The organism is Methylotuvimicrobium buryatense, assembly GCF_005931095.1.
In the GTDB taxonomy this organism is placed as follows: Bacteria; Pseudomonadota; Gammaproteobacteria; order Methylococcales; family Methylomonadaceae; genus Methylotuvimicrobium; species Methylotuvimicrobium buryatense.
This window is the reverse complement of sequence record NZ_CP035467.1, coordinates 1417138-1430228: the sequence shown is the minus strand read 5'-3', so window position 1 is coordinate 1430228 and position 13091 is coordinate 1417138. Positions and strand designations below refer to the sequence as shown.

The 13091-nt window shown below is 47.9% G+C and carries 11 protein-coding genes; 5 read left to right on the top strand and 6 right to left on the bottom strand.

Annotation, left to right across the window (positions count from 1 at the left end; genetic code table 11):
* Positions 1 to 9 precede the first annotated feature (9 nt).
* A complete protein-coding gene (locus EQU24_RS06500) occupies positions 10 to 2178 on the bottom strand; it encodes a CHASE domain-containing sensor histidine kinase (RefSeq protein WP_017840267.1) in 2169 nt (722 codons plus the stop codon).
* A gap of 163 nt (positions 2179 to 2341) precedes the next feature.
* Between EQU24_RS06500 and EQU24_RS06495 the strand changes: the two genes are divergently transcribed.
* Together EQU24_RS06495 and EQU24_RS06490 are read left to right on the top strand one after the other, a co-directional pair.
* Positions 2342 to 2827, top strand: a complete 486-nt coding sequence (locus EQU24_RS06495; protein WP_138767110.1) for a DUF4124 domain-containing protein — start codon at positions 2342 to 2344, stop codon at positions 2825 to 2827.
* Positions 2828 to 3401: 574 nt separating this feature from the next.
* A complete protein-coding gene (locus tag EQU24_RS06490; protein WP_017840269.1) occupies positions 3402 to 4271 on the top strand; it encodes an HDOD domain-containing protein in 870 nt (289 codons plus the stop codon).
* Positions 4272 to 4314: 43 nt separating this feature from the next.
* On the opposite strand, the gene EQU24_RS06485 is transcribed toward EQU24_RS06490, so the two are convergent.
* A complete protein-coding gene (locus EQU24_RS06485) occupies positions 4315 to 4755 on the bottom strand; it encodes a hypothetical protein (RefSeq protein ID WP_138767109.1) in 441 nt (146 codons plus the stop codon).
* A 219-nt stretch (positions 4756 to 4974) separates the two neighbouring features.
* Positions 4975 to 5535 (bottom strand): tetratricopeptide repeat protein, encoded by a 561-nt coding sequence (locus tag EQU24_RS06480; protein WP_138767108.1) that lies wholly within the window; start codon positions 5533 to 5535, stop codon positions 4975 to 4977.
* A gap of 569 nt (positions 5536 to 6104) precedes the next feature.
* Here EQU24_RS06480 and queG point away from each other — a divergent pair.
* Positions 6105 to 7184 carry a tRNA epoxyqueuosine(34) reductase QueG gene (gene queG, locus EQU24_RS06470; RefSeq protein ID WP_017840272.1) on the top strand — a complete coding sequence of 360 codons (1080 nt, stop codon included), beginning with the start codon at positions 6105 to 6107 and terminating at the stop codon, positions 7182 to 7184.
* A gap of 348 nt (positions 7185 to 7532) precedes the next feature.
* Here the strand turns inward: queG and EQU24_RS06465 are convergent, their stop codons facing one another.
* The 3 genes from EQU24_RS06465 to EQU24_RS06455 all read right to left on the bottom strand — a co-directional run bounded on the left by EQU24_RS06465 (position 7533) and on the right by EQU24_RS06455 (position 11194).
* Positions 7533 to 7742: a hypothetical protein gene (locus EQU24_RS06465; RefSeq protein WP_017840273.1), complete on the bottom strand. Its 210-nt coding sequence runs from the start codon at positions 7740 to 7742 to the stop codon at positions 7533 to 7535.
* Positions 7743 to 7761: 19 nt separating this feature from the next.
* Positions 7762 to 10038: a DNA translocase FtsK gene (locus EQU24_RS06460; protein WP_017840274.1), complete on the bottom strand. Its 2277-nt coding sequence runs from the start codon at positions 10036 to 10038 to the stop codon at positions 7762 to 7764.
* Positions 10039 to 10465: 427 nt separating this feature from the next.
* Positions 10466 to 11194, bottom strand: coding sequence for a metallophosphoesterase (locus tag EQU24_RS06455; protein ID WP_017840275.1), 729 nt, complete (start codon positions 11192 to 11194; stop codon positions 10466 to 10468).
* Positions 11195 to 11281: 87 nt separating this feature from the next.
* Between EQU24_RS06455 and ispG the strand changes: the two genes are divergently transcribed.
* Both ispG and EQU24_RS06445 read left to right on the top strand, forming a co-directional pair.
* Positions 11282 to 12508, top strand: coding sequence for a flavodoxin-dependent (E)-4-hydroxy-3-methylbut-2-enyl-diphosphate synthase (ispG, locus tag EQU24_RS06450; protein WP_017840276.1), 1227 nt, complete (start codon positions 11282 to 11284; stop codon positions 12506 to 12508).
* Between the two features lie 62 nt (positions 12509 to 12570).
* Positions 12571 to 13086 carry an ATP-dependent zinc protease family protein gene (locus EQU24_RS06445; RefSeq protein WP_017840277.1) on the top strand — a complete coding sequence of 172 codons (516 nt, stop codon included), beginning with the start codon at positions 12571 to 12573 and terminating at the stop codon, positions 13084 to 13086.
* Positions 13087 to 13091 lie beyond the last annotated feature (5 nt).

The following is a 13091-nucleotide window of genomic DNA, read 5'->3' as shown; positions in this document are numbered from 1 at the left end:
GCTGAAAAACTAATCGGATGCATTATTCTGCGCCAATGGAATTTCAAAAACAAACGTGCTGCCTTTGCCTTCCCCTTCCGACTCGGCCCAGATGCGACCGCCATGATGCTCGACAATGCGCCGACACAAGGCCAAGCCCATGCCGTTTCCGTCGAAGCGCGCCCGAGACTGCAAACGGCTAAAAAATTGAAACAATTTATCGATTTGTTTGGGGTCGATCCCGATGCCGTTATCGGCAATGCGTACTCTCCATATCCCCGCGTGCTCGGTTGAAACCACGGTTACATGCGGCACCTCTTCGCTATCATGATACTTAATGGCATTGGCGATCAAATTTTGCAACAAGCGTGTCAATTCATCCCGGCTCGCGGACAATACCGGCCAATCGCCCTGCACGACGACATCGGCACGCTTCTCTTCGATTTCCACCTCTAAAAATTTCAATGCTTCATTCAAGGACTCGCGGGTTTCCATGCAAATTTTAGGCTCGGTCTTACGGCCGACACGGGAATAGTCGAGTAACGAAACGATCATCGCATCCATACGTTTGGCGCCGTCGAGCGCAAAGGCCAAGTTCTCCTTGTTGTCTTCGTCCAATTGCTCAGCCAAACCGAGCTCCAGCAAATGCAAATGTCCGGCAATCGTCCTAAGCGGTTGCCGCATATCATGGGAGACACTGTAGGCAAATTGCTCGAGATCGGCATTCGAGCGCGTCAAAGCCTCGGAATGGGTTCGTAGTATCGTTTCCACCTGCCTACGCTCGGTGATGTCGGTACAAGAACCGATGTAACCGGAAAAATTTCCATGGTCATCAACGCGCGGCACGCCATGATCGTCGATCCATCGATAGTCGCCGTCGAAGCGCCTTAAGCGATATTCCATACGAAACGGTTCGCGGCGATTGAAATGATCTAGATAACAATCGATACAGCGCTGTCTATCGTCAGGATGGACGCCTTCCAGCCAGCCGTTATCCTTTTCTTGATCTAGGGTTCGCCCCGTAAAATCTAGCCAAACCTTATTGAACCAAAAACAGCGGCTGTCAGCCCCGGAAATCCAAATCAATACCGGCGCCGAATCGGCCATTTGCCGAAAGCGTGCCTCGCTCTCGCGTAGCTCACGAGTCATCTCGGTTGCCAACGCCAGCGCTCTAGCGCGCCCGGACGCCAATTGCCAAATGATTGTCGCCAACAACACACTCAGCGTTGCCCCCGCAGCGGCTATGTATCGCGGTTTATCTAGGCTAATCCGTTGTTTGAAGCTCGCCCCCGGACTCACGGCTAAAGTCCAAGCATGGCCATCGATGTCGATCGTTCGTATCGTATTTAGATAGTAAAGACTCGACAAAGCCTCGGACGAGCTACTATGCATTCTCGCCTCCTCGGTCATCGTAACGCCGTCGAATATCTCCAGATTCAAGTCGGATGCGCGTTCTCCGCCAACCCCCGCCATGAAATCATCCATGCGAAACGGCGCATAGATCCAGGCAACGATATTGCTCCGCCGTTCCTCGACAGACTCATAGGTTACGTTATCGCGGAATAACGGCAAATACATCAAAAAACCGGCTTGCACAGCTTCATCGGTTTCCTGAACCAATATGACTTTACCGGAAATGCGTGTTTGACTCAGATCGCGCGAATCGGCCATCGCTTTTCTGCGGACCGGCTCGGAATACATATCGTAACCAAAGGCTCGAAGATTGCGATCAACGAACGGCTCAAGGTATAAAATCGAACTATAAATATCACGCTCGCCTTCCGGTCGAATCGAATAGTCCGGGAACCCTTGATTGCGAATATCGGCGATATGCTTATCTTTGTCATGACTCGGCACAACCACCGAAAAACCGATACCTTGAATACCGGGAAAATTCCGATCGATTTTCAGCGTATCCACATAGATACGAAATTCGTTTCGGTCGACATGATCGGAAGACATGAACAATCCTTTTACGCCCAATAAAACTTGCTCGTAAGCTGCCATACGCTGCTCGATACGGTCTATAATCTCCCTAACCCTAAAATCGAAATCGATTTTCAAATTGCGTTCAAGGTCTGCTTCAGCGTTTTTCCAAACCCCGAAGGTCGCTCCGAGCGAAAGCAGCAAAACGAGACTCGATATCAGCAGTGGAAAAAGATGGCGTAAAAAGGATGGGCCCGAAGAATGTATCGGCATGAGAAATATGAGAAGGGTTAATACCAAAGAACAGCCGGCAGCCGATCAAACCGGTCAAAAGGCGATTGAATTAAGTTAAGCCTATTGATAGGAAAAAATCAAAGAACCAAGCTAAACATATTGGGTCTATATTTGTAACCTTGTGCTTAAAAAATGTTACGCAATGACAATAATAGCATTCCTTTTGCTTTTGATAGCCCTAAGCCCAACTGTTGATGCCGATGTTTTTAAATGTATCACATCATCAGGAAAAATCACTTACCAAGGCAAACCTTGCTCATCCGATGCGCAACAAGAAAAAGTACCGATAGAACCCACCGACCCTCGCCAATTGGCCGAGGCCGAAAGAAGACTCGCCATTTGGCAAATGGAACGGGATAAGCAAAATGCCGAAAGACTGGAAGCCGAAAGAATGCAGCGCCAGGAACAGCATCGCATCGAAGCGGTTGAGGCGCTGAAACGCAGCGCGGAAGCGCAACGTCAACAAGCCTTAGCCGAACTAAGGCAGGCCGAAGCATTAGAGAATCAATATAGAATGCCGGCTTACCCGTTGTACTATCTTCCCTATCAGTCAAGATCCCCGTACCGAGATCGCCATAGAAACAATAACCTACCTCCTAGAAAGCATAAATATTTGGCCAACCCCTAATCAAGCCAATCAATCGGTTAGCCGAATAGTTACGTGCTGGACATCTGGCCCGAGGGCAATCTAGGCGGAGCCGCCCATTGTCTGAAAGAGACACGATGGTAAATAGAGGGATTTAACCTTCTTGCGGCAACGGGAGCTGGTGGTCATCCTCCAGCCTACCCACTATAAAGGCATAAGTATCTACACAATTTTTCAGCTTTATAAAACAATTAGTTAAGCTATTTTCTGTAACCTAGGAAAAAAAGTAGATTAAAAACTTCAATTTTTAGTCCCTATTTTCATAAAAAACCAGAAGAATCTTTATAACAGCATGATATTAAATGATAAAGACGTGTAGATACTTATGCTATAAAAAAGGGGGGAATAATCATAAGCGCCAACTTAAGGAAGGAACGCGTCATTCCACCAGGGATTGGCGGAATCCAGGGCCACGGATGGCAATGCGTAGCACCACTTCCATAAACGCACCATAGAATAGGCACTAAGTTGGCGCTTATGGGGTGAATAATTACGCACAATTTACTAGAACACCTATACTTATCACCACTTTAAAAACAAATTTCGAGAGTGCAATATGGTACCTAAGTCATTGATCGAAAAAGTCGGTTCTTTATATACCTTGCCGGATGTTGCATTGCGCGTCAATGAACTGCTAAGCTCCGATAAAGCCAGCAACGATCAATTGGAAGAAATCATCGTTCACGATCCGGCATTGACGGCCCAATTGTTAAAATTGGTGAATAGCGCCTACTACGGATTTTCGGGGAAGGTCGATACGGTTTCTCGTGCGATTTCGATGATCGGTCGGCAAGAATTACGAAATATAGTCATCGCGACTTCGGTGGCATCGACCTTTCAGGACATTCCGAAAGACTTGGTCGACATGGAGACATTTTGGTATCACAGCATTACTAGCGGCGTATTGGCCCGACTATTGGCAGAACAATGCAAGAGAAAGGAACATGAACGTTTTTTCATCGCCGGTTTATTGAATAGCATTGGCAAGTTGATCTTGTTTAGCCAGTTTCCGGAAAAAGCCGGCGAAGCCTTGACTTTTAAAGACCGAGGCGAGGATGCGGTCACCGAAGCCGAACAACGAATTTTCGGTTTTACCTATGCCGAACTCGGCGCCGAATTATTGAAGGAATGGAAATTACCGAGCAGCATTTGGCAATTGGTCGCCGCCCAAACCAATCCGATGAACGCAACCGATATCCTTCAAGATGCTTGCATTCTGCATGTGGCGGCTAAAATCGCCGCGAGTATCGAGCCTTGCTCGGTAAAAACCTATGACTTCGAAGACTTCAACCCGACCTACCTGCCGGAAGCGTGGGAGGCATTAGGCCTAAGCGACGAATCGATTAAGCCTTTAACGCTGGATGCCTCATTACAAGCATTCGAGATCTTGGGAATTATTCGACCGGGAGCGACTTTGATTTTTTGATTGAAACTTGGCAGCTAAATACATGCAAGCATAGTTTTATTCTTCAAGGACAATTAGCGCCATCTTGTATGGTGGCACCAATAATATTTTCGGCTACACCAATACCACAAAAGTTGTAGCTATTAACACCAGAGTTAGGTTGGTGTACTTCGAAGGTATAAATCTCCGGATCGCCAAATGCAGTGTAGGTATAAGTCACCTGACTGTTTGCTTGGCCTCCGATCGCCCATGTGCCAAGCTGTTTACTGGGATCAACAGGATGGACAGGACCCATTTTATAGTCCCAAAGCTGGCCAGTTGATTCCCCAGAAACACCTCTGTGCTCTTCCTGCCACCTATCTCCGTCTCTTGTAGCACATACCGTATTACCTGGAAGCAGATCCTGCAATTCATTAATACGAGTATCCGGCGCACATTGTGCCGACACGTCTAATGATAGGCAAGTTAATGCCATAACACCAGTTAAGAAATTTAACTTCATCATTGTACTCCAGCATTTCATGGGTTGATAAATTTACCGGTTTAAAAAACTTAAACCATTAGGACCGACGCACTATTAACATCCTACTAGCATCAAGGGGATTCTACCTTTAGAATAAATAAACATGCAACGCGATCTTCTATTGATTTGTTACTTACTTTTAAACCAATTAATGCAATGCAGCCTTTTTTACATCAAGAGTAAAAAACTGAAAGGTTCTACCTAAAAACTTCCTGCTTTCAAATGAGCATCCATGGCCCCCGCCAAATCCCCTTGTATCTTTTTTGCTTCGGCAATCAACAGCCAGCAACGTTTTTTTAATGCATTATCGGAACCAGCCAATATCGCCGATTTTTTAGCCAAATCCTCGGCTTGTTTAGGCTTCGCTTGTTTAAGACGAACTTCGGCCAATTTATAAATCAAGGTCGCGTTTCTCGGCTCGATTCTTAGCCCTCGCTCCAAAACAGCAGCAGCCGAATCCAGATTACCGGCACCGGCGCTTCGGTCCGCATCGGAAATCATCGCGATTGCAACAGGGCTCAATTGAGTCGATTGCACTTTTTCGGCAGGGGTTGCCCATGCCGGAGGTGCGGATGGCAATGACGGAGCAGTTTTGACTTCCGGCGGCGCGACAGGTTTTTGTTTGACGATAGGCTTCGGCGGTTGCGGAACCGGTGTTTTATAATACGGTTCAACCGGAGCAGGCGCCTGCTGACCGGTTAAACCGGCACAACCGACCGCCAGCATCGGCAGCATGGGTATAAAGTACTTGTTCAATCGCATTTAAATACTATTCAATAAAGGTTTAATTGCCCGACAATACAAATTTGACCGGAAATTAAATTAAAGCTAAGTGGCTGAAATTGATCTCACCCATACAAAAAAATTCCGCATATTTATCTCGTTCCCAAGTTCTAACTTGGGAACACATGCCCTCAAGCTCTGCTTGAGGTCACCCGGCAAGCGGAGCTTGGGGGTAGTCACTCCCAAGCTGGAGCTTGGGAGCGAGAAAAAATTTCGCACCAATTGATGCCATCCGTTGCAGTATATTCGAAACACCTTCAGAACACGAATTCTAATCAGCAATTCCCAATTTGGAGATCAAAAAGGGTGTGGGGTATGCTTGGCGAGGATGTCGGCAGCAGGGAGCTGCCGCCAAGCCCCCATGGATGGGTTTACGGCGTTCCTCGACAGGCATACCCCACACCCTAAAATCGGCGAAACTGCTCAAACTGGGAATTGCTGAATTCTAATCGAGCATCAACTGTATAGGCGCCTTTCGGGAACATAAACCCACACATGCCTGTTTAACCATTAATCTCAAAGCAAACGAGTGAATAGCGCCATCATCAATGACTACAACAAACATCAGCCAGCTTTCTTCTCTGCCTCAACGAATCAAACAATGGGGTCTGGAATTGGGTTTTCAACAAGTCGGCATCGCCGACACCGATTTAGCCGAAGCAGAGGCCCATCTCAATAATTGGCTGGACAAAGGTTTTCACGGCGAAATGGATTATATGCAGCGGCACGGACTGAAACGTAGCCGTCCCGCTGTTTTGCAACCGGGAACGCGAAGCGTGATTTCGGTACGCATGGATTATTTACCCGAATCGTCGGCAGCGATGAATCAAAACCTTGAAAAACCTTTGGCCGCGTATATTTCAAGATATGCCTTGGGCCGAGATTATCACAAGTTAATGAGACAGCGCCTCCAAAAATTGGCCGACCGGATTGCAAACGAAATCGGCGACTTCGGCTACCGGGTATTCGTAGACAGTGCGCCGGTTCTCGAAAAAGCACTGGCGGAGAAAGCCGGACTGGGTTGGATAGGCAAACATTCCAATGTCATCAATCGTAAGGCCGGCTCTTGGTTCTTTCTCGGCGAAATTTATACCGATTTAGCGCTGCCGCCCGATACAAAAGCCGACAATCATTGCGGAAGTTGTATGGCTTGCCTCGACATCTGCCCGACACGGGCGATCGTTGCGCCCTATCAAGTCGACGCGCGTTTGTGCGTGTCATACTTGACGATCGAATTACACAGTTCGATTCCGGAAGCATTACGACCGCTGATCGGAAACCGGATTTACGGCTGCGACGACTGCCAGATCGTTTGTCCTTGGAACCGCTTCGCCCGCTTGACCGGCGAAAAAGACTTCAATCCCAGACAACAACTCAACAGCCGGCAATTACTCGAAGTTTTCGCATGGGACGAACCGACTTTTCTGAAATATAGCGAAGGTTCGGCGATACGAAGAATCGGTCACGAGCGCTGGCTAAGAAATATTGCGGTCGCGCTTGGCAACGCCCCTTATTCGGAATCAATCGTTTCGGCCATGAAAGCCAAGCTCGAACATCCGTCCGACTTAATCAAGGAACATGTTTTGTGGGCTATTGCAAAGCAATCCGAAAGAAGAAAGGCTACATAAAACGTAACGTTCATGAAGGCCTGGCCATCGCCCCGGCAAATAAACGCTCTCTGGTGGCGGAGGGTGCGATCACTCGCCCGACAGGACGCCGTGAATACGTCCCTGTAGGCTCGACGGCGGCTGTCCTTGCCGCCGACGCCTGTCGGGCGAGCAACCGCACCCTCTTCGGAACCGGAATTGCCAGAACGGAGATTTGTATATCGAAAAATTAGATAATGAGTCTAAATCTACGACCTTTCACAGTAATTTAGAAAAAGCATTGCACCATGAAAATCATCAAGCATGGTTAAACAGCCAAATTTAGGATAAAGGGGTCGATTGTTGCCGTGGATAAAACACGGAATTGCATTAGCTGATAACCCATTCAAGGCCGTATTTTTTATCGTAGTAATAGACGATCGCCAAAATAGTCAGTTGAACGAAAAACAACAGCCAGAAATACACCATGAAGAACATAATCTTGATCGGTTTTTCTTCCGATTTTTTTCGTGCCGACAACAACCAGCCTCCGACGAGGGAAACAATCAAAATCAGGCTGCCGATCAGTGCAAAAATCATTTGCTTTTTCTACGTAACCTCAATCTTTCGGCGGCGGTGGCGCCAGAACTTCGCGTGAGCCGTTTGATTCCGCCGGACTCACAACACCTGCCGCCTCCATGTCTTCGATCATTCGGGCCGCACGGTTATAGCCGACCTTAAAGCGACGCTGCACACTGGATATCGACGCCTTACGCGTTTCGGTAACAAACTGTACAGCTTCGTCGTAAAGCGCATCCGTTTCATTATCGGCATCGGAAAGCCCGCCGAACCCATCGCTATTATCGCTTCGCTCTTGTGTAATTTCATCCAAATAATCGGCCGGCCCCGTTTCTTTCAGAAACTCGACGACACGATGCACCTCGTGATCGTCTACGAACGCGCCATGGGCGCGAATCGGAATGCTGGTTCCGGAAGGTAAAAACAGCATATCACCGTTACCCAATAGCGTTTCCGCCCCGCCCTGATCCAATATGGTCCGGGAATCGATGCGCGAAGATACCTGAAACGATATCCGGGTCGGCACATTGGCCTTGATTAAACCGGTCAAGACATCGACCGACGGACGTTGCGTCGCCAGAATCAAATGAATGCCGGCTGCCCGCGCTTTTTGTGCCAATCTCGCGATCAACTCCTCGACTTTTTTGCCGACGATCATCATCATATCGGCCAGTTCGTCGATTACGATCACGATACTCGGCAAAGCCGTCAAAACCGGAAATTCCTCGCCCTCTTCAAGCGGTCTCTCCAACACGAAAAACGGGTCGCGTATGCTTTCGCCTTTCGCATCGGCATCGTTGATCAATTGATTGAAACCGGCCAGATTTCTGACCCCCATCTTGGACATCAACTTGTAACGGCGCTCCATTTCGGCGACGGCCCAACGCAAGGCATTACTGGCCTCTTTCATATCGGTCACGACAGGCGTCAATAAATGCGGAATGCCTTCGTAAACCGACAGTTCCAACATTTTCGGATCGATCATGATCATTCGAACTTCTTTCGGCGTGGCTCGGTATAGCAGGCTCAAAATCATCGTATTGATCGCAACGGATTTACCGGAACCGGTCGTACCGGCTACCAAAGCATGCGGCATTTTCCCAAGGTCGGCGACGACCGGCGCACCGGAAATATCCTTGCCCATCGCCAAGGTCAACGGCGATTTGGCCTTCTCGAAACCTTGCGAAGCCAATAGCTCACGAAGCGTGACCATTTCTCGCTCCTGATTCGGGATCTCCAGACCGATATAAGGCTTGCCGGGAATGACTTCGACGATACGAACGCTGGTTACCGATAACGCGCGCGCAAGATCTTTTGATAAGCTGCTGATGCGGCTGACTTTCACGCCGGCCGCCGGCTGCAATTCGAAACGGGTAATAACCGGGCCGGGATGGACGGCAACCACTTCGGCCACGACATTGAAATCCTGCAGTATTTCCTCGACCAAACGGGACATATCCTCCAATTCGCTTGGCGAATAACCTTTGACTCGGATATTGCGTTCGTCGAGCAACGATAAAGGCGGCAATTCGCCTTCGGAAACCTTACTAAAATCGATTTTCTTTTGCTTGGTTTTACTTGGTGGAACAAACGATTCTTCTTGCAACTCAACTACTGGGGCGACTTTGGAGTTTTTCAGAACTTTTCCTTTCGATTTTTCACGAGGCTTGACCGAAACAGAAGTTTCCGTTACTCGTCTTTCATACTGGTTTTTTAGCACCCCGAACAGTCCTTGGCCTAACCAACGAAAAAACAGCAAGGTGTATTTACCCACGCCATCCATCAACTTAAACCAAGATAAGCCCGTAAATAGCGTCACGCCGGCCAATAGAATCGCCAATAACATTAAGGTCGCACCGGAGTCGCCCAAGGCCAACACAAAAATATCCCCGGTTTCCTGGCCTAAAATACCACCGGTCGAACCGGGCAAATCGATGCGAATTCGCAGCAAATGTAGATAGAGCAATGAAGTACCGGCCATCAAGGTAGCGATAAACCCCAACCAACTGACCGCGATACTTAATTTAGCGGTTTCCCGACTTTTACCGACATACATCAAATAGGCTTGACGAATGACCATGATCGGAAATAGATATGCCATCAACCCGAAAACACTGAGCGTAAAATCGGCCAGCCACGCACCAATCATGCCGCCGGCGTTTTTGATGCCTTGCCCGGTGCCGCTATGCGTCCAGCCGGCATCTTCGTTACTAAAAGTGACGAGTGAAATTAAAAAGAACAATGCGCAGGCCGACAAACCTAATAACGCAACCTCTCGCAAACCTCGAAATGTTTTTTCTTCAATCACTGCAGACATAAACAAGTTCTCTTAATTTATTCGATAAAACATCATTATAGATGATTAATTGAAGATGCAACATGAATTAGCCCAGGACGGGGGAAATAAATGAATACAATCTCAATGGACAGACGTCGATGTTGAAGCTACCGAAGGCAGTGTTCAAGTTGCGCTGAAGAACCAGGAAGGGAAAGAATGCTTTCACTTTCACTTACCCTTCACGACTTACCGCTAACCGCTAACCTCATAAGCGCCAACTTAAGGAAGGAACTCGCCATTCCGCCAGGGATTGGCGGAATCCAGTGCCACGGATGGCAATGCGCAGCACCATATCCATACAACATGGATATCGATAACCCATACCGATATGACGAATAAAGCCATAAACGCACCATAGAATAGGCACTAAGTTGGCGCTTATGACCGCTTACCCCACACACAGTCATCAAATCTCAACCACCTTATTCACATCAAAACCGTCAACCGTTTTACGCCCCATATAACCTCTTGGATTGCAAAGTATTCGAGCACCGGCGATACGATAATCGCTTATGCTATGCACATGACCATGAAACCAAGCCGCTACTTCGTATTCGTGCAAAAAGGCTTTTAAATCATTACAGTAAGCAAATTTTTTCAACGCATAAGGCGAATCGTTCCAACTCCATGAAGTAGGCGCATGATGTGTTACTACTACGGTTTTGCCGTCGAAAGGCCGCCGCAATTCCGCCTCAAGCCATTGCTTCGAGCGCTGATGTAATTTATAAAAGCTTTCAATATCGAACGCATGACCGCTATAGGCGATTTTTCTAAAATCATTCAAGGTTTTTCCTAACGCCTCGGCGGTTTCTATTCCATCCACCATTAAATCAGCCCATAGCGTGCATCCCAGAAACCTGACATCCTGATAAACGAAAAGATTATTTTCCAAAAAATGAACTCGGCTTCCCGCGCACTCCATTCGTAACATTTTCAGCACTTCATGATATTCACCGGTATAAAACTCGTGATTGCCGGCCACATAAATGACTGGTTTATTGAAGGTTTTCAGCCAATCAACTCCCTGTTTGTTTACACCAATATCGCCGGCGGCAATGATGATGTCAGCGTCATTGCTCGGTGTTTGTAAATTGCCGAATTCCAAATGAACATCAGAAAAATAATTAATCTTCACGATTTAACTCTTTTGAATTGTCCGTATAGAGTATAATTAGGTCATTCTTTCAGATAAAGCCAACCATTTCCATAAAGATTTAAGTCCATGTCAATCAGCCCAAGAAAAATCACCCAACAAGTTCAAATCGGCGACATCAAAGTGGGCGGCGGCGCGCCGATCGTCGTTCAGTCGATGACCAATACCGATACCGCCGATATCAAAGCGACAGTCAACCAAGTCATAGAACTGTCGAAGGCCGGATCGGAAATCGTTCGGATTACCGTCAACTCCGAAGACGCGGCTAAAGCCGTTCCCGAAATCCGCAACCAACTCGACCAAAAAGGTTTTACCGTTCCGATCGTCGGCGATTTCCATTTTAACGGACATAAATTACTCGAAAAATACCCCGCCTGCGCTGAAGCCTTAGATAAATATCGCATCAATCCCGGGAATGTCGGACGCGGTAAAAACCGCGATCCGCAATTTCAACAAATGATCGAGTTCGCTTGCCGTTACGACAAGCCCGTTCGAATCGGCGTTAATGGCGGCAGTCTGGATCAATCTGTTTTAACGCGCCTTTTGGACGAAAATAGACAAAAAGAAAATCCGGACGAACTACCTGCCGTTACTCGAGAAGCGATCATCGTTTCGGCACTCGAAAGCGCGGCCCGCGCCGAAGAAATAGGCCTACCCGCTAACAAAATCTTGTTATCCTGTAAAATCAGCAACGTACAGGAATTGATCAGCATTTATCAAGATCTGAGCAAACGCTGCGATTACGCTTTACACCTCGGCCTAACCGAAGCCGGCATGGGCTCGAAAGGCATCGTGGCCTCTTCGGCTGCCCTATCCGTCCTCATGCAACAGGGCATCGGAGACACGATTCGCATCTCGCTAACGCCGGAACCCGGCACGGCCAGAACCCAAGAAGTTGTAGTCGCACAGGAAATCTTGCAAACCATGGGCTTCCGCTCGTTTACTCCGATGGTTATCGCATGCCCCGGTTGCGGCCGCACGACCAGCGATTATTTCCAAAAATTGGCGATGCAGATTCAAAACTATCTGCGCGTCAGCATGCCGTCTTGGCGCACTAAATATCCCGGCGTCGAAGAAATGGAAGTCGCGGTCATGGGTTGCGTCGTCAACGGCCCCGGGGAAAGCAAGAGCGCCAATATCGGCATCAGCCTGCCCGGGACCGGAGAAACCCCTGTTGCCCCGGTTTATGAAGACGGTGTAAAAACGGTCACTTTGAAAGGCGATCATATTGCCGAAGAGTTTCAAGCGCTGGTCGAACGCTATATTGAAACGCACTACGGAGCCTCATCTCGGTAGTCGGTAGTTGGCAACCCTAAGCCCTGGTTTCGATACCGGGGCTTTTTAATGAATCAAACACCATGACTTCAGAATTTGTTGAACTGCCAAAACTAGGCTGGAGAGAATGGCTAGCTTTGCCGGGTTTAAATATTCCCCGGATAAAAGCTAAAATCGATACAGGGGCTCGCACTTCGGCATTGCACGCCTTTTATATCGACCCTTATAAAAAAGGCAAAGATCATTGGATCATGTTCAACATCCACCCCGACCAACTTCGCATCGATACGGTCATCGAATGCCATGCCCAAGTTAAAGACCTGCGCATGGTTACCGACTCCGGCGGACACAAAAGTCGCCGTTATGTAATTGAAACTGAACTTCTTCTTGGCACTTCACTGATCAAAGCAGAACTGACACTAACCAATCGCGACAACATGAAATTCCGCATGTTGCTAGGTAGAACCGCTATGCGCGGTCAATTTTTTATCGACCCGGGAGCATCCTATCTCCAAGGCAACCCGGATCGAAAAACATTCGAAACTGCAAAAAATTCGACATCCGAACAAAGTAACCTGAATAATTACGAAAAGGAATAATGGCT

What these genes read in the sequence shown, in the direction of transcription:
- EQU24_RS06495 (WP_138767110.1), top strand. Translation starts at nt 2,342, where the DNA reads ATGACAATAATAGCATTCCTTTTGCTTTTGATAGCCCTAAGCCCAACT.
- EQU24_RS06480 (WP_138767108.1), bottom strand. Translation starts at nt 5,535, where the DNA reads ATGCGATTGAACAAGTACTTTATACCCATGCTGCCGATGCTGGCGGTC.
- queG (WP_017840272.1), top strand. Translation starts at nt 6,105, where the DNA reads ATGACTACAACAAACATCAGCCAGCTTTCTTCTCTGCCTCAACGAATC.
- EQU24_RS06500 (WP_017840267.1), bottom strand. Translation starts at nt 2,178, where the DNA reads ATGCCGATACATTCTTCGGGCCCATCCTTTTTACGCCATCTTTTTCCA.
- EQU24_RS06445 (WP_017840277.1), top strand. Translation starts at nt 12,571, where the DNA reads ATGACTTCAGAATTTGTTGAACTGCCAAAACTAGGCTGGAGAGAATGG.
- EQU24_RS06460 (WP_017840274.1), bottom strand. Translation starts at nt 10,038, where the DNA reads ATGTCTGCAGTGATTGAAGAAAAAACATTTCGAGGTTTGCGAGAGGTT.
- ispG (WP_017840276.1), top strand. Translation starts at nt 11,282, where the DNA reads ATGTCAATCAGCCCAAGAAAAATCACCCAACAAGTTCAAATCGGCGAC.
- EQU24_RS06465 (WP_017840273.1), bottom strand. Translation starts at nt 7,742, where the DNA reads ATGATTTTTGCACTGATCGGCAGCCTGATTTTGATTGTTTCCCTCGTC.
- EQU24_RS06490 (WP_017840269.1), top strand. Translation starts at nt 3,402, where the DNA reads ATGGTACCTAAGTCATTGATCGAAAAAGTCGGTTCTTTATATACCTTG.
- EQU24_RS06485 (WP_138767109.1), bottom strand. Translation starts at nt 4,755, where the DNA reads ATGATGAAGTTAAATTTCTTAACTGGTGTTATGGCATTAACTTGCCTA.